Consider the following 21,528-nt stretch of genomic DNA (forward strand, 5'->3'; position numbering starts at 1 on the left):
TGCCGAGCATTGACACCGTACATAAAAGCGCTCATAATGAACAACAGATTAGAATGATTATAAATTAGAATTCCGTTTCTGCATAGGTTAATTGTCATAATAGGCAGGTCAAGTGGACATGATCTAGGCTTTTGTTCTAGTGTATGCAAAAGCAATTGCTTTTGATGCCGGAGAGCCTGACCTTTTTGCAGAACCCGGGGGAGGAACTATACATGTATAAATCAATTATTATTGGAACAGGCCCTGCAGGGCTGACAGCAGCAATCTATCTGGCACGTGCCAACTTGAATCCACTCATTATTGAAGGACCGCAACCTGGTGGCCAACTGACAACAACAACCGAAGTGGAGAACTTCCCAGGTTTCCCTGACGGCATCATGGGTCCTGAACTGATGGACAATATGCGCAAACAAGCAGAACGTTTCGGTGCAGAATTCCGTACAGGCTGGGTAAACAACATCGATATGAGCGAGCGTCCATTCAAGGTTCAGGTTGAAGGCATGGGTGAGCTTGTATCGGAAACCTTGATCCTGTCTACAGGTGCTTCTGCTAAATACCTCGGTATTCCTGGCGAAGAAACGAATGTGGGCCGTGGTGTCAGCACTTGTGCGACATGTGACGGATTCTTCTTCCGCAACAAAGAAATCATCGTTATTGGCGGTGGCGACTCCGCGCTGGAGGAAGCGAGCTTCCTGTCCCGTTTCGGTTCCAAAGTAACCCTGGTACACCGTCGTGAAGAATTGCGTGGTTCCAAAATCATGCAGGATCGTGCACGCAGCAACGAGAAAGTGGAGATGGCATTGAACCGCACCCCTCTTGAAGTGCTGGCTGGCGACAACGGCGTAACGGGATTGAAAGTATTGAACAACGAAACAGGTGAAGAAGAAATCATCCCGGCTAGTGGTGTATTCGTAGCGATTGGTCACACACCAAACACTGGATTCCTGGGTGGACAAATCACAACCGATGAGCACGGTTATATTCTGACTACACCGGGCACATCCGAGACGAATATCCCAGGCGTATTTGCTTGTGGTGACGTACAGGATACCCGTTACAAACAAGCGATCACAGCAGCAGGTAGTGGATGTATGGCTGCGATGGATACAGAGAAATATATTGAAAGCTTGGAGCACAGCGCAGTAGTCCTGTAAGGGAAGAGCTGTATATCTCAATAGATTAATATCTATTAAAAAACAATATGAGGTGAATAAACATGGAAAACGTAATTGTGTACACATCAACCAACTGCCCAAACTGCAAATCGGTAAAAAGCTTCTTGGCTGACAAAGGCATCTCTTATGAAGAGCGCAACATCGAGACAAGCGATGAGTTCGCACAACAAGTATGGGATATGGGCGTACGTGCCGTGCCTCTGACTGTTATTGGTGAACACCGCATTCTGGGTATGAACAAAACCCAATTTGCCAAAGCGCTGGACGCTTAATTTACCCTCATAGGGTAAGTTCAAGTCACATGGAGCTATTCCGGTTCGCGCGAGCCGTTTGAATATATATTGAGGGAGCCTTGGTCCAGTTCAGGACTGAGGCTTCTTTTATTTGAATTAGGTAGGTCATCACACTGAATGGTATAGTGCAGTTCAACACGTCTGTATGATGAAAAATCCCCTTTCACAGCTACAACAGAGCACATGTTTCATGAACTCTTTTGTGGATGTAAAAAGGGATTTGACATTAAAACCATACCTATTTTATCTAAAAAAAGATACTCATAAAGGTCTGAAATACAACATACACCAGTACGCCTGACAGCATGTACATGAAACCAGCCTTCTTTTTGCTCTGAAACAATCGAAGTATGCCAAGGCTGAACAGCGGCGCAAGCACGATCAGGAACAGGAGTACGGTGACAAACATTTGCGCCGAGATATCTGAAGTATCCACGTAGGTCACGAATTTTCACTCCGTTTCGTTATCGGAATTAACACAGCGACATTCATGCCGCGATGACAAAAATCACATATCCCTATTATACCTCTGGATTTCTTTAACAAAAAGGGAGGAAATGGGGCAAAATGATGTCAATTTTCATCGATTATTAGACGGAAACTCTTATTTTTCCTAAAAATTGGGAAATGGCTGAGTAAGCGGCGCCAACACGCGTGGACCGACTACCCAAGGCTGCCCATTCAATCTGCAAACTGCGGCGGTGGTAGGGCAGCGTACGCTCCTCGACCACTTGTTTCAGCGCTGTTTCAATCCATGGTCCTGCTTCAGAAAGAGGGCCACCGATAATGATACGCTCCGGGTTGAAGCTGTTGACAATATTGGTGATGCCCACGCCTAGTTTACGGCCGATTTCTTGGTACAACTTCAATACATCTTCATTGCCCTGCTGTGCATAATCAATTAATTCCCGTGTAGTATGTGCTGGCAAAATCAACTGATGATCGGGGTGCTCATAAGCTTTCTCCGAAGCATATAACTCCCAGCAGCCACGATTGCCACAGGAGCAAGGTCTGCCCTCTGCTTCAATGGACATATGGCCTGTTTCTCCCGCATATCCCCAGGCTCCTTTGTACAGCTCGCCGTCCACCATAATGCCTGAACCAATCCCGATGCCTGCGCTGATATAGATCAGATGACGTACTCCAATACCTGCGCCAAAATTTAATTCACCATGCGCACCTGCATTGGCTTCATTATCGATTGTCACTGGCAGTTTGAATGCTTCTTCCAGCATGGCACGCAGGGGGACCTTCTCCCAACCCAGGTTGGGTGCAAACAGCACCGTTCCATCTTCGTCCACCATACCCGGCACTCCAATACCCATGCCGATCACGCCATGAGGGGAGGGAGGGGCCGCATGTATCAGATGTTCTGTTGCAAGCTTCAACTGTTCAAATACAGAAGACACATCATGATGTTCCAGCTTAACGGCGTACTCTGTCATAATATGACCTTCCAGATCGGTAAGCACACCCTTTAAGTGGGTCACGCTGAGCTCCAAACCTACGGCATATCCCGTTGTACCCCGAAATAGCAGCATCAGAGGTTTGCGTCCACCGCTGGATTCCCCAGGTCCAATCTCCTGCAAGAGCTCATCATTGATCAGATCGGCAACCAGATTGGATACCGTGGCTTTATTCAGTCCTGTAATCTCGGATACCCGAGCACGGGAGAGGGGGGCATGACGCCGAATCGTATCCAGAACGATCGACTTGTTTATTTTTTTGACCAGCATCTGGTCTCCGGTAATTTTCATATCCATAAGGCACTCCTATTCTTCTATAAAAGGGTTCAGACCCGCTTTCCGTAAACAAGCTATTCGACTATTATAGCGTAAACAAACGCGCAAAAAACATTTTTATTTTTACTTTGTTTAACCAATAGACAAAGTATAACCGATGTGATAGGATAACGTTGTAAACGATTACTTTTAAAACTATTGAGGAGGCATTCTACATGGCCTATTTTGAATCCGTTAATAAAATTGCATTTGAAGGTAAAGATTCCACGAATCCATTTGCTTTTAAACATTATAATCCGGAAGAAGTTGTCGCTGGGAAATCAATGGAAGAGCACTTCCGCTTCGGCATGGCTTACTGGCATACATTAACAGCGGGCGGCAGTGACCCGTTTGGTGCGGAGACAGCTGTTCGTTCATGGGACAAATACTCCGGTCTGGACCTCGCGAAAGTACGCGTGGAAGCGGCATTTGAATTTTTGGAAAAAATGAATCTCCCGTTCTTCTGTTTCCACGATGTAGACATCGCACCGGAAGGCAACAGCCTGCGTGAGTTCTACAGCAACATCGATACAATCGTAGACCTGATTGAAGGTCACATGAAATCCAGCGGCAAAAAACTGCTCTGGAACACAGCGAACATGTTCTCCAACCCGCGCTTTATGTTTGGTGCAGCTTCCACTTGCAACGCAGACGTGTACGCTCATGCTGCAGCGCAAATCAAGAAAGGTCTGGAAGTGGGTAAACGTCTGGGCGCAGAAAACTATGTGTTCTGGGGCGGTCGTGAAGGTTATGACACATTGCTCAACACAGACATGCAGCTGGAGCAAGACAACATTGCCCGCATGTTCCACATGGCAGTAGATTACGCGAAAGAAATTGGCTTTGATGCACAATTCCTGATCGAGCCTAAACCGAAAGAGCCAACCAAGCACCAATATGACTATGATGCAGCAACTTCCATTGCATTCCTGCAAAAATACGGTTTGGACAAACATTTCAAACTGAACCTGGAAGCTAACCATGCTACACTGGCTGGTCACACCTTCGATCACGAGATCCGCGTTGCCCGCACAAACGGCATGCTCGGTTCCCTCGATGCCAACCAAGGCGATATGCTGATCGGTTGGGATACAGATGAGTTCCCGGTGGATATGTACGATGCTACATTGACGATGTATGAAGTATTGAAAAACGGCGGTATCGGCCGTGGTGGTGTGAACTTCGACGCCAAAGTACGTCGTGGTTCCTTCGAAGCAGACGATCTGTTCCTGGCACACATCGCAGGCATGGATACGTACGCTAAAGGTCTGAAAGTAGCAGCGAAATTGATTGAAGATCGCGTGTTCGATGACTTCATCGAAAAACGCTATAGCAGCTTCAGCGAAGGTATTGGTGCAGATGTGGTTGCGGGTAAAGCAACACTGGCTTCCCTTGCAGAGTACGCGCTGAACAACGAAAGCCCACGCAAAAACCAATCCGGACGTCAGGAATTGCTGAGAGCGAAACTCAACCAATACATCCTGGCTGACTAATAGAAGTCAAGCAAAATGCAGGATGAAGGGATATCAGCCTACCTGAGAATACTCGGGTGTGGCTGAAACAGATCTTCGCCTGCACTGTGCGGGACCAGCTTGTACCACGGAACGCCTGAACAAGCATGACATTCGGACCGTCCCCGACTTTCCCATGGGAAGACGGGGACGGTTTTTTGATTAAACAAACTAAACGGTTTTTAAGTTTTTGATATAAATGATTTTCAAATATTCCACATGCAGAACGAAGAGAACAGAAAGGACCTGGAGAAGTGCAACGTTCGCATTTATCCCCGGATTTCACCCTTGGAAAAGGGAATGAAGGAAATCTGGGGATAACGGCGATCGGAAGGTTTTCTGTTCGCGGAGTGACCACATGAGCATCAAGGTTTCATTTATAACCAATGACAAATCAAGGTCATTGGATCAATCTTTCCGCTATAAGAACGAGTACGTTTTTACTGTTTTGATATAAATGTTTGTCTAAGATGTTGCATGCAGAACGGAGTGAGCAGAAAGGACCCGAGGAAGCGAAGCGTTCGCATTTATCCCCGGATTTCTCCCTTGCTAAAGGGTATAAAGGAAATCTGGGGGTAACGGCGATCCAAGGGTTTTCTGATCACGGAGTGGCCACATGAGCATCGAGGTTTCATTTATACAATCTTGTTACAAACGAGAGGAGTTAACCCATGAGTTACGTAATTGGTGTCGATCTGGGAACAAGCGCAGTTAAAACTGTGCTGGTTAACCGTGAAGGGAAAGTAGCGTTTGAAGCATCCGAGGCTTATCCGTTGTACCAGCCTAAGGCTGGATACAGTGAACAAAATCCCGAGGATTGGGTAGAGCAGACGATTGTTTCGCTACGCAAATTGCTGGAAGTGTCCGGTGTACATCCTTCGGAAATCGAAGGACTGAGCTTCTCCGGGCAGATGCATGGATTGGTGCTGGTGGATGCCGAGGGCAAACCGCTGCGTAATGCCATTCTGTGGAACGATACGCGGACAACCGCTCAGTGCTGTCGCATCGAGAAAGTACTGGATGGCAAACTGCTGAGCATCGCTCGTAACCGTGCGCTGGAAGGATTCACCTTGCCGAAAATCCTTTGGGTACAGGAGAACGAGCCGGAATTGCTGCAACAAGCGGCCCTGTTCCTGCTGCCGAAGGACTATGTGCGATATCGCCTGACAGGTGATTATGCCATGGATTATTCGGATGCAGCAGGCACATTGCTGCTGGACGTTGCTGGCAAGCAGTGGAGCGCGGAGATCGCGGAAGCATTCGAGCTGCCGATCTCCCTTTGTCCACGTCTTGTGGAATCATTTGAGGAAGTGGGCACATTGCTGCCTGAGATTGCGGATCAAACAGGACTTGCAGCGGCAACCAAAGTATTTGCAGGTGGTGCGGACAATGCATGCGGAGCCATTGGCGCAGGCATTCTGAATGAAGGACAGACGATGTGCAGCATCGGAACGTCCGGGGTTGTGCTTTCCTATGAAGAGCGTAAGGATCTCGATTTCGAAGGCAAAGTGCACTTTTTTAACCACGGCGAGAAAGATGCCTTCTATATTATGGGGGTAACCCTTGCGGCAGGATACAGCCTTTCCTGGTTCAAAGATACTTTTGCTGCGGACAAATCATTCGATGTACTCTTGCAGGGCATTGATGCGATTCCTGCTGGAAGCAACGGATTGCTGTTCACGCCTTATATCGTTGGTGAGCGTACGCCGCATCCAGATGCAAACATTCGCGGCAGCTTTATCGGCATGGATGCCGGACATAAGCTGGAGCACTTTGGACGTGCTGTGATGGAGGGCATTACGTTCTCGCTGCGTGAGTCCATCGATATTTTGCGTAATGCTGGCAAAACGGTCAATGAAGTGATCTCCATTGGTGGAGGCGCCAAAAATGAAGCTTGGCTGCAAATGCAGGCCGATGTGTTCAATGCAACTATTGTGAAATTGGAAAGTGAGCAGGGACCAGCAATGGGTGCGGCGATGCTGGCAGCTTATGGCTGTGGCTGGTTCCCATCCTTGCAGGAATGTGCAGCAGCGTTCATTCGTCCAGCCAAATCCTATGCCCCAAATCCGGAAACGGTTGCCGTATATGATGGACTGTTTGCATTGTATCAGGATGTATATGGGCAAACACGCAGCCTGAATGATCGACTGGCAGCATATCGTTGATTATTCAGAACTCTTCCAGATCGACATCTCAATAGGTCATTAAATATTAAACCAATGAAATAGTTTATTAGGGAGGCACCTGCCGAAGCGGGTGCCTTTTTTGTCGTTGCTCGTGAAAGAGGGGCATATCCTATGCTCAAGTTTCTTAAACGTCATGAAAGGTCTCCATGCCAGACATAACCCTCTTCCAGACGCGCATAGATTAGATATTGAGGTTAACAGGGGTTCAGCCCAATTAAACAGCCATATCACATCAGTTATAACGCGTGACAGATTCAGCCTGGAGGTGGGGGTTTGGAAGATTGTGAAGGAACCACGAGGCCGCATGTCACCTTGTCCATGATTGTCCGCAATGAGGAACACAGGTATCTCAGACATGCGTTGGAGACTCACCGGCCGTGGATTGATCGTGCGGTGATTATTGACGACGGCAGTACGGACCATACCGTTGCTTTATGCCAGGAAATGCTGGAGGGTATTCCCCTTACGTTGATTGTGAACCAGGCCTCCCTGTTTGCAGATGAGGTGAGTTTACGCAAGCAGCAGTGGGAGACCACGGTGGCTACCGGACCGGAATGGATTTTGAACCTGGACGCGGATGAAATTCTGACGACCGATTTTGGCATTGTTCGGAATCAACTGTTGGGGGGGACGGAGGACGCCATTTATTTCAGGTTGTTTGATATGTGGAGCGAGACGCATTACCGGGATGACGAATATTGGCAGGCTCATGCGTATTATCGGCCATTTCTGGTCCGATACCGCCCGGAATGGAGCTATGAATGGAAGGAAACCCCGCAGCACTGCGGCCGTTTTCCACTAACTATTCAGCATTTTGCCTATGGATGCCATTCCCCTCGGGTGAAGCATTATGGCTGGGCACGTGCAGAGGACCGAATTCGTAAATACGAGCGTTACCAGGCATTGGACCCGGATGCGAGATATGGCTGGAAGGAACAGTACGAATCCATTTTGGATGCAGAGCCAAGACTCCTGCAATGGTCGGAATAAGGGAAGGAGGACAATCCATTTGAAGAAGGAACAAGAAAAAGGTAAAGAAGAGCCAAAGGTAAAGATTCTTATCGCAAGTCCTGTTCGACAGACAGCCGCGGTACTCCGTGAATTTCTCCAGTCGTTGGATGCGCTTGAGCGAACGACGGTAAAGACAGACTATCTGTTTGTGAACGACAATGAAGAGGAAGCGGCATCCAATATGCTCCGTGAGTTTGTACTCCAGCATGAAGGGAGCCTTATCGATGCAGATGTGAATGAAGCGGATGACAATCAGGGGAAAGGAATATATAACAAGGACGAGGGCGGGCATTATTGGCGGGATGAACAGATCTGGCGGGTAGCAGGTTTGAAAAATCGTATATTGGCCTATGCCCGTGATCAGCAGTACGATGCTGTATTTCTGATTGATTCCGATCTCGTCCTACACCCTCGGACATTGGAACAGCTCGTATCCGGCGGGAAGGAGATTGTCTCCAATATCTTTTGGACACGATGGCAGCCGGGCACAAGGGAAATGCCGCAAGTCTGGTTGCAGGACGAGTACGCGCTATTCCGCAAGAGAGGCAAACCTGTTACAGGGGCGGAAGCGGAGGACGAGAGTACACAAACGGATTCGTTTCTGAGGCAATTGCGTACCCCGGGTTGTTATGAAGTGGGGGGACTTGGCGCGTGTACCCTTATTCGCAGGAGCGTACTGGAGGCCGGGGTTTCCTATGACCAGATTCCCAACGTATCTTTCTGGGGTGAAGATCGTCATTTTTGCATTCGTGCTCAAGCACTGGGCTTCCGATTATACGTGGATACCCATTTTCCGGCCTATCACATCTATCGACTATCGGAATTGCCGGGAGTAGCTGCTTTTAATCGCAGAGCTATACGCGGAGAGGAATCGATCAGTATTTCGCTGTGTATGATTGTCAAAAATGAAGAGGCTTCCCTCGCCAGATGTTTGGACTCGGTTAACGGAATCGCTGACGAGATTGTGATTGTGGATACAGGTTCCACGGACCAGACACGCCAGATTGCAGCTCGTTATACGGAACGCATCATCGATTTTGAATGGGTGGATGATTTTGCGGCAGCAAGGAACTTTGCCTTTGAACAGGCAACAAGTGAATATATATTATGGCTGGATGCAGATGATGTGTTTGAACCGGACGACCGGGTGAAGCTCATTGAACTGAAGCGTTCCCTGGACCCTGCTGTGGACAGTGTCACAATGGATTATCATCTGTCCTTTACGGCGGAGGGTAAGGTGGCATACAGTCTGCGGCGGAACCGACTGGTGCGCCGGGATCGGAATTATCGCTGGATTGGTGCAGTACATGAATATCTGGAAGTGGCCGGTCATCTGCTGCATAGTGATGTGGCAGTCACGCATAAGAAGGATAAGGAATACACGGATCGCAATCTAAAGATTTATCGCAAACGCGAACAAGCAGGGGAGGAATTCTCCCCGCGTGACTTATATTATTTTGGCAATGAACTGAAAGACCACGGGCATTTTGAGGATGCAGTGAACTACTACGGGAAATTCTTGGACACCGGGTTGGGATGGGTGGAGGATCAGATTGCAGCATGCCAGAAGATAGCGGATTGCGAGGCAGCACTTGAACATTCGGAAAAGGAAGTTTCGGCATTGCTGAGATCCTTTGCCTTTGATTTGCCGAGGGCAGAGATTTGCTGCCGATTGGGTGGATATTTTGCCGACCGTGAAGATTATCGCAAAGCGATATTCTGGTATGAACTGGCGACCCGGGCTACTCGTCCGACAGATCCAATGGTTGTATTAAATGAGGCGGCATGGACATGGATGCCACACCTGCAGTTATGTGTGTGTTATGACCGGATGGGCAATCGGTTAAAAGCGAAGGAGCATAATGATATTGCTTTGACGTACCATCCCACACATCCCAGCATGTTGTACAATGATAAGTATTTTAAGGATCTGGAGAAGGATAGTGTGCTGGAAAAGGCTTAGAGTGTACATGTAAATTCAAGGTTAGTTCAAAATGATTTAATGGATTTGTAGAACATTTAACCTCTCTAACGGAATGGATGGGTGGTTTACACCCGGTTCCTTGGAGAGGTTTTTGCGTTTTCTTTTCAATGTAAAACCGGAGACTTTGATGTACTCTCTCTCACAAGAAATTGGATCAAATGATTACATCCAGGGGACGATATGCTTTACAATAGTGACTAACGGAAAAGCGGTGATAACGAATACTTGTCTTCGGCTGCCGAATCTATGAAACAAGGGGAAGTTGGCATGAATCTGACGGAAGTATTATTGGAATCGAGACTGGTAGCCATTGTTCGTGGTATTAGCAGAGAATCTGCTCAGGCAGCAGGGCAGGGGATGACAGATGGGGGAATCCGTCTGATGGAAGTGACATTAAACACAGCGGGTGCCCACGATATTATTGCAGATTGGCGGGAACGACATGAGGGTAAGGCTTATATTGGGGCAGGTACGGTACTGAATGTGCAGATGGCGAAAGAAGCCGTTGCAGCGGGTGCCCAATTTCTCGTGTCTCCGAATGTCGATCTGTCTGTTATTGAATATGCTGTAGAACATGGAGTGGAGATCTGGCCCGGGGCGATGACGCCAACGGAGATTGTTGCTGCATATGAAGCAGGAGCCAAAGTGGTGAAGCTGTTCCCAATGGCCAGTCTGGGCATTCCATATCTACGTGAAATCAAGGCTCCACTGAATCATATTCCGCTGCTTGCAACAGGAGGAGCCACTCTGGATAACATTGCAGATTATTATGCTGCGGGTGCCGCAGCAGTGGGCCTTGGAAGTGCACTTCTGCCACGAGAAGCACTTGCAGCAGGGAATGATGAGCAGATTGCTGCTTGCACACGTGCATTTGTGGACATAGCGAAAATCGAAGGTTGAACCAGAAAACCAACCGAACGGAAGTGGACCAGACACATTGGGATATATGTAAGGAGAGATTCTGTATCCATAGATAATATAAGAAGTGATGTGGATTAACGTCCTGTTGATCTTGCTGCCGTATGATGGAGTTAGCCAGAAAAACGGAGAGGAGTGACACCAGTGAAAGCTAAAACGATGATTAGCGGGATGATTGCTGTTGCCGCGGTAACTGCGGGTGGTTTATGGAAGGCAGCCGTAAATAGCCAGACCCCCAAAAAGATTCCGATTACGCTCACACCGCCCATGCCATTTGAGGATATAACCTTCGAGAGCGGAGGCGGGAGAGTCCATGGCTGGTTCATTCCGGCCGGAGCTCATGTCCCGAAGCCTTGGCCGTTGGTTATTATTGCACATGGTTGGGGCTCCAACCGATCACGTGTCCTCCGTTATGCACGTCCCATTTGGGAAGCAGGTTACGCTCTCTTTATGTACGATGTTCGAAGCCATGGAGCCAGCGATCCGGTTAAAGCGGCTTCAGCCTACCTGTTCCGCGACGATCTGCTGTCAGCCTTGCGATATACATCGTCACGGCCGGAAATTGATTCTGCGGCGATCGGTGTGCTTGGACACTCCTTGGGCGGTCTAGGGACGATCCTTGCTGTGACGGAGGGCATTCCTGTATCCGCGGTGATTACAGACTCCATGCCATCCCAATTCGAGGTTATCGTCAGTGCGGAGCTGAGACGGCGACGCCTGCCTCTGTTTCCGTTGGCGCAGTTGATTCCGCGAATCTGGTTCTGGCGGCTTGGTGAATCTCTGAAAACGTATCGCCAGCGCGATCCCGTGATGCTGCTGAATGAACGACGCAAGGGTATGCAGCTGCCGATGCTTATGGTACATTCCAAAGGGGATAACTTTATTCCACCAAGCGAACTTGAATATTTTATGTCCAAAGCGGATCCGCCCGTAGAGCATCTATGGGTCAATAGCGGAGGGCACAGCTGTTCAGAAGAAGATCCTGCGTTCTGGAATACGGTGATTCCGTTTTTGAAAAATCATGTACAGGTGCAGGCTGAGTCCAACGAATCTGTTTTACCTAACGTCAATATAGAGAAAATTCAGCCTACTTAATGCTCTGGCTGATCGTTGAGACGCCAACCTGGTTGGCGTTTTTTGCTTTTTCTATACAATATGCAGAAATTCACATTTGTAAAATTGTTGGGAAAATGACGATTAAAAAGGAAGCTTATGGTATCATAGAATAGACTGGCAATATTCATGCGAGGTTTATTTTGCATGCATCCTTGTATGAAATTGAAGGGAGAGGTCCAGATTTGAGTTTTGATTGGAATTTTAATGGACGATTCAAAATGTTCACAGCCAAAGCGGCTACAGCGGCCATGGCAACATTGCTTCTGGCATCACAGACACCAGGGTTTGCAGGCAGCGCGTCGGCAGCGACAGCGGAACGGGTAACAGAATCCGCTGCGGGGGAAACGGAACAACAACTTGGAGTAACAGACAACGAGGTGCCTGAAGGAGCCAAAATCTCCTCCAAGCAAGCCAGCGAGAATATACTGAAATTATTTCCATTGCTAAAAAAGGCGACGATCTCATCCGCAAGATTTGATTCACCGAACTCTTACCCACCGCCGGATTACAAGGCTTGGGAGATTGGTTTTCAAATTGTCGAAGGAAACCATACGATGGGATTCAGCGCAACGGTACATGCGGGCACAGGGGAAGTGTTAAGTGTACATTTGCCGTCTGAATTACTGGATAAGCAATCTGCAGATTCTGAAGTCAAATTGACCAAAGACGAGGCTGAGAAGCAGGCAGAAGCATTACTGTACAAAGCCATTCCCGGATTGAAAGGAAATGATTATGCTTCTCTTGGAGATCAGTATCAATCCACTGCACAGCAATCTTTGTTCGGCAGAACGGAGTATCGATACGGTTACCAACTTAAGCACGAAGGGTTGTTGTCTGAGGCGGAGACGATCTACATAAGTGTGGATGAAAGTGGCCTAGTGACAGGCTATTCAAGAAGTACAACTGAAGCTGAATATCCTTCATCGAAGTCGGCAGCATCGGAAGAGAAGGCCAGACAACGATTTGAGGAGCAGTTTGATGTACAGCTTGCTTATATCTCGAATGATCGTCTATCTTCGCTTAAAGGACAACAGTACTATCTTGGTTATATGCCGAAGAATTCCAGCATGGTTCCGCTGGAGGCCAATACTCTGGAGCCGATTAACGCAATGACTGGAAAAGCTATCGGTGACGATTCTATACAACTGAATAAATCTTTAAAAGGAAGTATAGCTCCTTTTGTCGCGGCGAAAGGCCAGAAGTTAAACGCACAACAGGCCGAGAACATCATTAAAAAGAATTTCGATATTCCAAAAGGCTACAAGTTGGAGCATAGTCAGTTAAGCAAAGGCGAGTATGGGAGTCCAAACAATCAAGTCTGGAGCCTGAGCTGGAGCAATCGAAATGCGAATGTATCCTACATGTTCATGCGAGATATTTCAGCACAGGTAGATGCGCTTACTGGACAGATTTATAGTTACAGCTTGTATCAACGGGTGGAGCCGGGTGCTGCGCAGGAGAAACCAGCGGATGAGAATGAGACTAAGTCCGTAACCCGGACACAAGCCGAGAAGCTTGCCATCAATAAGGTGATTGCACTGGTTCCCAATGCATCGGAAGAATTCCGGTTGTCCAGCGTGCTTGAATTTGAAGGTGCACGTACATTTATGTTCCAGCGCTATATGAACGGAATTGCAGTTATGGATGATACAGTACAGGTACAGGTTCTGAAGGATGGGGCCATTAACGAATTTTATACAAGGATTGCTGCAACGCCTGAACAGTTGCCTAGAGACACCAAACCAGCCATCAGTTATGAAAAGGCAAAATCGACATATCTGGAAGCATTTAAGTTGATACTGGCTTATTCACGCTACGGTGGTTATGCCATGAGTAGCGGTCAGGTCGTTCCCTCGGGCGTAAACCTGGTTTACCAGCCTACACGAAGTGAAAATTCGGTTACCGCCAGCTATGAAGTACTTGATGCTAACACTGGAGAATGGAAGTTTTTATACGGTACAGGAAGTGTCGCAGCGAATGTTGAACCTAGTGATATTTCCGGTCATGTAGCGGAGGCTGCACTTCGGAATATGACCCAACATGCCGTAATTCTTGCAGATGAACAGGGACGTGTATTCCCGGATCGGGTCATCACCAAGGGAGACTGGTTTAGCTATCTGGCAAGAGCAGTTAATCCGAATATGGATATGTACTACAGTGGTAACGGGAGTGGCAATCTATATGCTGACATCACTCCGGAGAGCCCTTATTACCAAGCTGTGCGGACATTGATCGATCAGCGATGGTTAGCGGGTGCCGACCCTGAAACGAAGCTAAATCCTGAAGAAGAGATGACTCGTGAAGAGTTGGCAGTATTGCTCGTGCGCATTTTGCGCTATGAGAAATTAGCTGGATTCTACACATTGCCATCGGACCTTCCCAACCTGGCAGATGCCAGTGCAGTCAACAACAAAGGCGCTGTCTCCCTTAGCATCAAGCTGGGATTACTGCCTTCAATTGAAGGTCGCTTCATGCCTGCACGTAAAGTGACGGTTGCGGAAGCGGCGCAGGTATTGGAACGTCTGGCCAAGCTTCAGGGCAAGACGGATACCTTTATAAGCGGCAATCGCTTATATTGAGCAGAGTTTGTTTTGTTGCATAAATACCCGGAAGCGTCATATGATGAGAATAACGGGTAGGTTAGGTTTATTTTGCTGAAGACAGAGGGACCTTCTGCGGAGGGTCTCTTTTGATGCTTTTCGACAAAACTAGAAGCCTGCCGTCAATCCCTTTTGTGATACAATGAGGCATGAGAACTTTGCAAAGAGAGGTGGTATCCTTTCATGGGCAAGCACGGAAAACGAGTGATAACACTGCTATTGGCTGGCTGTCTCGTCGCTGTGGCACTGCCACATGCGGTCGATCTGGATCAGCTGTACGCGGCGTCGGGAACATCGGACATATCCACGAATACGGATCTGCGTGAGACGTTGCTTACCGCGATGTCCCAGCGAACGGAGGAACTTGTTTTTACATACAAAGGCAATGTGAAAGGCCTCAAGAAACAGTTGCAGAGCTCCATTGACGAAGCAATGACCAGTGATCCCTATATTCAATATACCGTTAAAAGTTACGCATTTAACTATAAAGGCTCCAATGTATCCGCAGAGGTACATGTGAAGCTGGCATATCGGGAAACCAAAGAACAGACCGATTATGTGAACCGCAAGGTGACCAATGTGCTGAAAGAAATTATTGTGCCGGGTATGACGAATCATGAGAAGGTCAAAGCCATTCATGACTGGATTGTGCTTAACCTTTCCTACGATACATCCTTGCAGAAATATACTGCATACGACGGACTTGTTACCGGCAGCACCGTATGCCAAGGATATTCTTTGCTGGCTTATCGCATGCTGGAGCAGGTGGGTATAGATAACCGGATTGTGGAAGGAACGGCTGGTGATCAATTACATGCCTGGAATCTCGTCAAGCTGGACGGCAAGTGGTACCATATGGACACGACATGGGATGATCCTACTCCTGACCGCAAAGGGAAGGTAAGCCACAGTTATTATTTGCTCAGTGATAATGAGATGGCACGTGACCATGTCTGGACAGCTCAAGGCAAGTATCCTGCTGCATCTGCCCCCTATCGTGAAGCTTTGCAAACGTTGGTGAAGGCGGGAGGCAGCAAAGCAACCGCGTATCAGAAGCTGTATCATGCGCTGGAATATTCGCTATACGACGAAAGCGATGCGATTAGTGGTCATTCCGCGCTGAAAACAAAAGTTCAGAGTGTGCTCAAGGATGGCGGAACCTCGCTGACTTTCAGATACAAAGGTACTGAGACGGGACTAGTAGAGGATTTGCAGGATTTGTATCAGCTTGGCATGAAGTCGATATCGTATTACGTGTCCAACATGCAGGATACCGTCGATCTGCGTGTGAAGATTACCTGGACCATGTGACAGCAGTTGGAATGATGAATGTGTTTTAAGACAGGGGCGCTTCGTTGAGAAGCGTTCTTTTTTGTGTTAGAAGAACGTCGATTAGGGCGTTGTCTATTTTTTGTATATGTCTCTTTGCTATTCTTTTTGTTGGTGTATGCCAACATTACGCAAGAGGAGGAATTGCAAAAAATGAACAAAAAAGTGAGCATGGTGATCATAGCTTTGTTGCTGATCACGCAAATGATGCAAGGATGGATGTTTACACCAACCATGCATGCTCAGGATGATATGACAGCAATTGTAACTATGGATACAGCATCAGAAGAAGGTTCTGTTGAGCCTGTCGCGGGGAGTGGTAATAATGGAGTGTCAATGGATTCTCCCGAGTCTAATGAATCTGCAGAACAATCAGATCTCAATTCAGAAGCTGTAGTTGATCCGAGTACTCTGGTACTGGCCAATACTGCTGCGGAAGTCATAAAGGAAAATTTAATTACAAGTGTTCAAATGTATAATCAAATACCGGAGTACGATGGAAATGGAAATATGAATATAAAAGGGGAGCGTATCGAAGATATACGACCTAGCGTTAAGGATGAGGTGGCTGTGGTCTTCACATGGGGGCTTCCAAACGATGCCCATACTTATAGCGATGGTTCCACTTTTACTTTTCATTTACCAGACAAATTCAAAATTGGATCGCAACTAAAAGGGAATTTGGATGGTGGAGTTGGGGAATATGTCGTTAATCCGGATGGAGAGATCACGTTTACGTTTAATGACCGTATCGTAGGTGAGAAGCTGGAGGGGAATTTCTACGTTTGGATCAAGTTCGATGAGAGCAAGATGGATGGCGGCTTGAAACAGCCAATAGACTTTAGTTCCGTTGGACAAGGCATCATTAATGTGCATTTTCAGAATACAGCCATAGATAAACTCACAAAATCGGGGATCGCAAATAAGAATAATTTTAACTCGGATGAGATTGAATGGACTGTCGATTTCAATCAGGGAGAGAAGGGCATTAACAATGCCGTTCTGAATGATACGCTCTCGGCAGGTCCACTTAAGGGGAATATTGAGATTCGCGAATTGCATATTCAACTAGACGGATCCGTCAAAGAAGGAAGTACAGTTAGAACAGAACCTCAGTTTCCGATCGCTTTGGGGACTATTGATAAGGCATACCGCGTGAAGTATACAACGAGTATCAAAGCACCAACAACTGCATCTTTTACGAACGTTTTGTATGAAAATAAGGTGGTTCTTACAGGTGATCAGAGCGAACATAATGAAACTGACATTGGTAGCGTGAGGGTGAGTTTTAATGAGCCTTTGAAAAAATCCGGACAAGAAAGTGCATACAATCCAGTGACCCAGACGATCACATGGAAAGTGCAATACAATTACAATCAACAAGAGATTACGCAGGCGAACGCATGGATTGAAGATCGTTTTGACACAACGAAACATGAGTTGGTTGATGGTTCGATAAAAGTACATCAAGTAGACATCGACAGTGATGGCAAGCCAGCGGGTACTACTTTAGTGAATTCCAATGAGTATACACTCACAGGAGTGAGCACAGGCTTTGATGATGGCTTTAAATTACAATTTAAAAATGACATCACCAAGGCTTATGAAATTGAATATCAAACCAAAACGATAAATCGCGTCTATACAGATGCTACGGTAACGAATACGGTCAATATGTATGACGGTACAGAAAAAGAAGGCAAAAAGGACATTCAGGAAATCATTTTTGCGAAAAGTGTTCAAAGTGAAAATTTTAATACCAAGGAGATCGAGTGGAAGATTGTTCTGAACCGTGATTTGAAGGAGATGACGGATATCGTCATTACGGACAATTACGCTGGAAGACATATGAAGCTCATTCCGGGCAGTCTTCAAATTAGTGGGGATCAAAAGGATCAGTTTGAACTTGAGCCAGTAGCTGATCCAAGTGATATAAACTTTGAAGAAGGGTTCTCTATCCGATTGAAGACTGACGGTATGATCAATAAAGAGCATGTGATTACGTATAAGACCAGCTTTGATCCAACGGCAGGTATGCCAACTAACAATGAATATCGTAACCAGGCTACTTTGAATTGGAAGGAGTCGAATGTACCACAAGCTTCGATTACCAAATCGGCTGTAGTCAAACCGCAAGATTATACGATACAGAACGGCAATAAGAAGGGCGAGTACAGCGCGAAGGAAAAAACGATTACCTGGACGATTGATGTGAATTATAATTTATATGATATCCAGAACGCTATTCTCAAGGATGCGTACACAGGTAATCAATCTTATGTAGATGGCTCTTTGAAAGTAAATAAGCTTACACTAGCGGGAGCGAATAACGTCATTGCCATTGGTGACGAAGTTGCACTGTTACCTGGGCAATTCCAATTGAACTCGGATGGTAAAGGTTTTGCATTAAACCTCGGAAACATTGGAAAGGCTGCCTATCGGATTGTGTATAAAACCAGTTTGGATGGGGATTTTGCAGTAGAGGGTACGTATTCCAATCATGCTGTCTTGACGGATGGTGAGGGGGGAGAGGTACGTTTTGAAAAGTCAGTGTCGGTCATACCTGAACACGGTGGCGTCTACGTACACAAAACAGGACAGCAACTAGGTTCAAGTGATAAGGCTTCCTGGACTGTAAATATCAACCCAAGCCAATCTTATATAGCCGCAGGTTCTGTATTGACGGATACGTTATCAGATAATCAGATTCTGCTTGCAGATACGTTAAAGTTATATGCGACCGATCTGCCTGCGAACAACTCAGGGAATGTGTCCACCAAAGCTGGTTTGGTTGATGCTGATGAGTATGAACTGATTGTGGAAGGCAATACATTTACATTTACCTTTAAGAATGAGATGAAGACTGCTTTTATATTGGAGTATCAATCCTTTATTAATGCCGATAGCGGGGAGAGAATAGGAAATAAAGTTGAATTCGCAGGCCAGTCTTCTTCGGTAACGGGGTCAGATCACCAGACAGGTATTCGAGTTTCCATGGCTGGAGCAGGCGGTGGAGCATCTACAGGTGTCGGTAAAATGAAGATCTATAAAGTAGATGATACAGGTCTTCCGCTTGAGGGAGCGATATTCGCCATCTATAATGCGTCCGGAACGACGCTTCTGGAAACGTTGAAACCAACAGATGTCAATGGAGAGGTCGAGACCTCCAGAAAATACAGATTTAACGATCAAACCAATGGTCTGCCATACAAATTAAAGGAAGTATCTGCACCGAATGGCTATTTGATTGATCCAGAGTATGGAGCTTCCACAGGGAAAACCATTGATTTCAAAGACCCGGATCAACCCTTTGAAATTAAAAATGAAAAAATTCGACAGGGCTTCGAATTAACGAAAGTGGATTCTGTGGATTCATCGAAGACTTTGAAAGGTGCAACATTTGAATTGTATTTGAAGAATGGTCTGTCCCGAGATAAAATTGCGGAGTTAACTACAGGTGATGATGGAAGGATCGCCAAAGGAAATCTCGAACCAGGGGACTATGAATTGATAGAAACGGAAGCGCCTGCGTACTATCAATTGGATGCAACACCAGTTCCGTTTACAATTGCAGCGAATCAAACCCAGATACTCACCCTATCTCATACGAATGTGCAGGGCTCCGGTGGCAAGCTGGTCGTTACAAAAGTGAATGCCAAGGATCAGTCCGTATTAAGCGGAATTGAATTTGAACTGCGTGACAGTAAAGCGGATGTGATTGCCAAAAAAGTGACGGATCTTAACGGAGTGATTGAGTTTGACAGCTTGCCGTATGGCCCCTATACATTGGTAGAGACCAAGGCAGAAGGTTTCGTTATTGAACAACCTGAAACGGCTGTACCGATTACCAAACCAGTAACTTTATTTACGATTGAAAATAAAGAAAATGACCGTTCTGTTCAATTGATTAAATATAATTCAGGCAAATCGCAACATCTGCAAGGAGCGGTTTTTGAATTACGTGCTCAAAGTGCTCTGATGGATGCCAACGGTGTTTGGGAATTCAAAGTGGTTACAGGCATTGATGAAGCCAAACTGACCACCAATTCCAATGGTGAGATTGTTCTGCGAGACTTGGAACCCAATAAGTATCAGCTGGTTGAAATAAAAGCACCAACAGGGTATAGATTGGACCAAACGCCAGTTGAATTTGAGATTACAAATAAACAGACGGAAACTGTAGTGGTGGAAAAGACGAATATCGCCATTCCGGTACCGGGCGGGCCAAGTGAGCCTTATAATCCGGGGACGCCAAGTACAGGAACACCGAATCCTGGGACATCAACGCCAGATCCATCAACTCCGGACACAACGGTTCCAGGCACGGTGGTAACGCCTGAAACTTCAGAACCAGAGGATGGAACCGACCAGGGGACGGATCCGGATAGGGGAGAGTCCCCTTCCAAACCAGGAGATTCGACTGTTGTTGAGGAAGAGGAGCCTTCAGCTGTTGGCAATGCTGGCGATGCTGCCAGCCCAGGAGCGGATCATACTTCATCCCCTGAAGATACGAATGTTGCAGGAGCAGAGGAAGGGAAGGACGGTTCTTTCCTAGGCATGCTGCCTAAAACAGGAGAAGAGAGCACATGGGGATACACTCTTGTAGGGACTCTTATGATTATTTTCGGCAGTATGGGATACTTGTATCTCCGTCGAAGACAACAGATGAATCCGTAGACGGGAACATGTAACCTCGGATATTTCTTAACAGCTACAACAAAATACCCCCAGCATAAGCGCTTCGGAGATTCAGAATCACCGCGCGCATGCCAGGGGTGTTTTTGGTTTTTTTACAACATGTTCATGTTTAAGGCAGGTCACGCTGAGCAACCTCTGAAGTCACTTGGACGGCTCTTATAATCAGCCGATGTGTTGGATTTACTAATGGATCACAGGTAATCAAGGTGAGCACCTGTCCCAGATGCGGGTCCTCAAGTACGGACAAGTCCGTAGGCTCCACAACGGATATCTGATCCACTTTGTATTGGATATGAGTCTGATCTGCCAGAGTGACTTTAATCCAATCACCAATCTCCAATTCTCCCATTCGGTTGAACAGGCGTCCTTTTTTGTGAGCACGATGGGCGGCTATCGCTGCATTTCCTTCAGTCCCGATGCGGGCCGTCTCCACAAGATGCGTTGCTGCAACCTTCATATTGCTTTCGGTTGCATCTTCCAGAATGGGCAGCTGCACATCAATCTCATCAATTGTAATAACCCCCAGTGCATGGGGATAACTTTCCTGTTCTTTGTCTTCGGTTTCATCATCGATTGAGGCAGGATCCTGTCTGGCTTGTTCAAAAGAATCATTGATTTTAGTTAGGTCGAGTTGTAGCTGTTTCAGCTCATCCATAACTTCGGCTTGCTGCCAGTCAAAAAACTTTTCCTGCAGAAAAGGCAAGAAAAGAAGTAAGATCCCCAGAACAACAAGCATGGAAAAAAAGAATTTCATTGTACGTGTACCCCTTTTGTCTAAAAATAGATTAACTGTTCTATTGTAAACATAGGGACATATACAAAACCTGGACAAATCAAACAGGCAGCCCTTTCTTTCGTAGAAAGAAGGAAGGCTGCCTGTTTATTTAAATGGAGTAACCCAATGCTGATCAATATCATTATTGGGG

14 protein-coding genes and 1 pseudogene are annotated in these 21,528 nt (G+C 46.7%); 12 read left to right on the plus strand and 3 right to left on the minus strand.

What is annotated here, in order from left to right; all coding sequences use genetic code 11:
• The first annotated feature begins 212 nt into the window (after window positions 1–212).
• Both trxB and P5G61_RS24460 read left to right on the plus strand, forming a co-directional pair.
• Window positions 213–1,154, plus strand: coding sequence for a thioredoxin-disulfide reductase (gene trxB, locus P5G61_RS24455; protein WP_301248813.1), 942 nt, complete (start codon window positions 213–215; stop codon window positions 1,152–1,154).
• A 62-nt stretch (window positions 1,155–1,216) separates the two neighbouring features.
• Window positions 1,217–1,447, plus strand: a complete 231-nt coding sequence (locus tag P5G61_RS24460; RefSeq protein ID WP_024631391.1) for a glutaredoxin family protein — start codon at window positions 1,217–1,219, stop codon at window positions 1,445–1,447.
• A 268-nt stretch (window positions 1,448–1,715) separates the two neighbouring features.
• Here P5G61_RS24460 and P5G61_RS24465 read toward each other — a convergent pair whose 3' ends face one another.
• A complete protein-coding gene (locus tag P5G61_RS24465; RefSeq protein WP_053779005.1) occupies window positions 1,716–1,913 on the minus strand; it encodes a hypothetical protein in 198 nt (65 codons plus the stop codon).
• 145 nt (window positions 1,914–2,058) lie between these two features.
• On the minus strand, window positions 2,059–3,225 hold the full coding sequence (locus P5G61_RS24470; protein ID WP_301248891.1) for an ROK family transcriptional regulator: 1,167 nt from the start codon (window positions 3,223–3,225) through the stop codon (window positions 2,059–2,061).
• Window positions 3,226–3,425: 200 nt separating this feature from the next.
• On the opposite strand from P5G61_RS24470, the gene xylA reads away from it, so the two are divergent.
• The 10 genes and pseudogenes from xylA (at window position 3,426) to P5G61_RS24515 (ending at window position 20,581) form a co-directional block, all read left to right on the plus strand.
• Window positions 3,426–4,742: a xylose isomerase gene (gene xylA, locus P5G61_RS24475; RefSeq protein WP_024631388.1), complete on the plus strand. Its 1,317-nt coding sequence runs from the start codon at window positions 3,426–3,428 to the stop codon at window positions 4,740–4,742.
• A 689-nt stretch (window positions 4,743–5,431) separates the two neighbouring features.
• Entirely contained in the window at window positions 5,432–6,925 is a 1,494-nt protein-coding gene (xylB, locus tag P5G61_RS24480) for a xylulokinase (RefSeq protein WP_301248816.1), read from the plus strand.
• A gap of 294 nt (window positions 6,926–7,219) precedes the next feature.
• A complete protein-coding gene (locus tag P5G61_RS24485) occupies window positions 7,220–7,936 on the plus strand; it encodes a glycosyltransferase (protein WP_301248817.1) in 717 nt (238 codons plus the stop codon).
• Window positions 7,902–8,408, plus strand: a pseudogene (locus P5G61_RS32125) (glycosyltransferase family 2 protein); the annotation flags it as partial. The gene P5G61_RS24485 and the pseudogene P5G61_RS32125, both read left to right, overlap by 35 nt.
• A 441-nt stretch (window positions 8,409–8,849) precedes the next feature.
• Window positions 8,850–9,920 carry a glycosyltransferase gene (locus P5G61_RS32100; protein ID WP_435874287.1) on the plus strand — a complete coding sequence of 357 codons (1,071 nt, stop codon included), beginning with the start codon at window positions 8,850–8,852 and terminating at the stop codon, window positions 9,918–9,920.
• Between the two features lie 288 nt (window positions 9,921–10,208).
• Window positions 10,209–10,841, plus strand: coding sequence for a bifunctional 4-hydroxy-2-oxoglutarate aldolase/2-dehydro-3-deoxy-phosphogluconate aldolase (locus P5G61_RS24495; RefSeq protein WP_301248819.1), 633 nt, complete (start codon window positions 10,209–10,211; stop codon window positions 10,839–10,841).
• 162 nt (window positions 10,842–11,003) lie between these two features.
• Window positions 11,004–11,954 carry an alpha/beta hydrolase gene (locus P5G61_RS24500; protein ID WP_301248820.1) on the plus strand — a complete coding sequence of 317 codons (951 nt, stop codon included), beginning with the start codon at window positions 11,004–11,006 and terminating at the stop codon, window positions 11,952–11,954.
• Between the two features lie 203 nt (window positions 11,955–12,157).
• Window positions 12,158–14,554 carry a YcdB/YcdC domain-containing protein gene (locus P5G61_RS24505; protein WP_301248822.1) on the plus strand — a complete coding sequence of 799 codons (2,397 nt, stop codon included), beginning with the start codon at window positions 12,158–12,160 and terminating at the stop codon, window positions 14,552–14,554.
• A gap of 204 nt (window positions 14,555–14,758) precedes the next feature.
• Entirely contained in the window at window positions 14,759–15,886 is a 1,128-nt protein-coding gene (locus tag P5G61_RS24510; RefSeq protein ID WP_301248824.1) for a transglutaminase domain-containing protein, read from the plus strand.
• A 171-nt stretch (window positions 15,887–16,057) separates the two neighbouring features.
• Complete coding sequence (locus P5G61_RS24515) at window positions 16,058–20,581, plus strand: SpaA isopeptide-forming pilin-related protein (protein ID WP_301248826.1); 4,524 nt, start codon at window positions 16,058–16,060, stop codon at window positions 20,579–20,581.
• Window positions 20,582–20,711: 130 nt separating this feature from the next.
• Here the strand turns inward: P5G61_RS24515 and P5G61_RS24520 are convergent, their stop codons facing one another.
• A complete protein-coding gene (locus P5G61_RS24520) occupies window positions 20,712–21,356 on the minus strand; it encodes a class D sortase (protein ID WP_301248828.1) in 645 nt (214 codons plus the stop codon).
• Window positions 21,357–21,528 lie beyond the last annotated feature (172 nt).

The organism is Paenibacillus vandeheii (assembly GCF_030433635.1).
GTDB classification, from domain to species: Bacteria; Bacillota; Bacilli; order Paenibacillales; family Paenibacillaceae; genus Paenibacillus; species Paenibacillus vandeheii.

What these genes read in the sequence shown, in the direction of transcription:
- trxB (WP_301248813.1), top strand. Translation starts at nt 213, where the DNA reads ATGTATAAATCAATTATTATTGGAACAGGCCCTGCAGGGCTGACAGCA.
- xylB (WP_301248816.1), top strand. Translation starts at nt 5,432, where the DNA reads ATGAGTTACGTAATTGGTGTCGATCTGGGAACAAGCGCAGTTAAAACT.
- P5G61_RS24520 (WP_301248828.1), bottom strand. Translation starts at nt 21,356, where the DNA reads ATGAAATTCTTTTTTTCCATGCTTGTTGTTCTGGGGATCTTACTTCTT.
- P5G61_RS32100 (WP_435874287.1), top strand. Translation starts at nt 8,850, where the DNA reads ATGATTGTCAAAAATGAAGAGGCTTCCCTCGCCAGATGTTTGGACTCG.
- P5G61_RS24515 (WP_301248826.1), top strand. Translation starts at nt 16,058, where the DNA reads ATGAACAAAAAAGTGAGCATGGTGATCATAGCTTTGTTGCTGATCACG.
- P5G61_RS24470 (WP_301248891.1), bottom strand. Translation starts at nt 3,225, where the DNA reads ATGAAAATTACCGGAGACCAGATGCTGGTCAAAAAAATAAACAAGTCG.
- xylA (WP_024631388.1), top strand. Translation starts at nt 3,426, where the DNA reads ATGGCCTATTTTGAATCCGTTAATAAAATTGCATTTGAAGGTAAAGAT.
- P5G61_RS24460 (WP_024631391.1), top strand. Translation starts at nt 1,217, where the DNA reads ATGGAAAACGTAATTGTGTACACATCAACCAACTGCCCAAACTGCAAA.
- P5G61_RS24495 (WP_301248819.1), top strand. Translation starts at nt 10,209, where the DNA reads ATGAATCTGACGGAAGTATTATTGGAATCGAGACTGGTAGCCATTGTT.
- P5G61_RS24510 (WP_301248824.1), top strand. Translation starts at nt 14,759, where the DNA reads ATGGGCAAGCACGGAAAACGAGTGATAACACTGCTATTGGCTGGCTGT.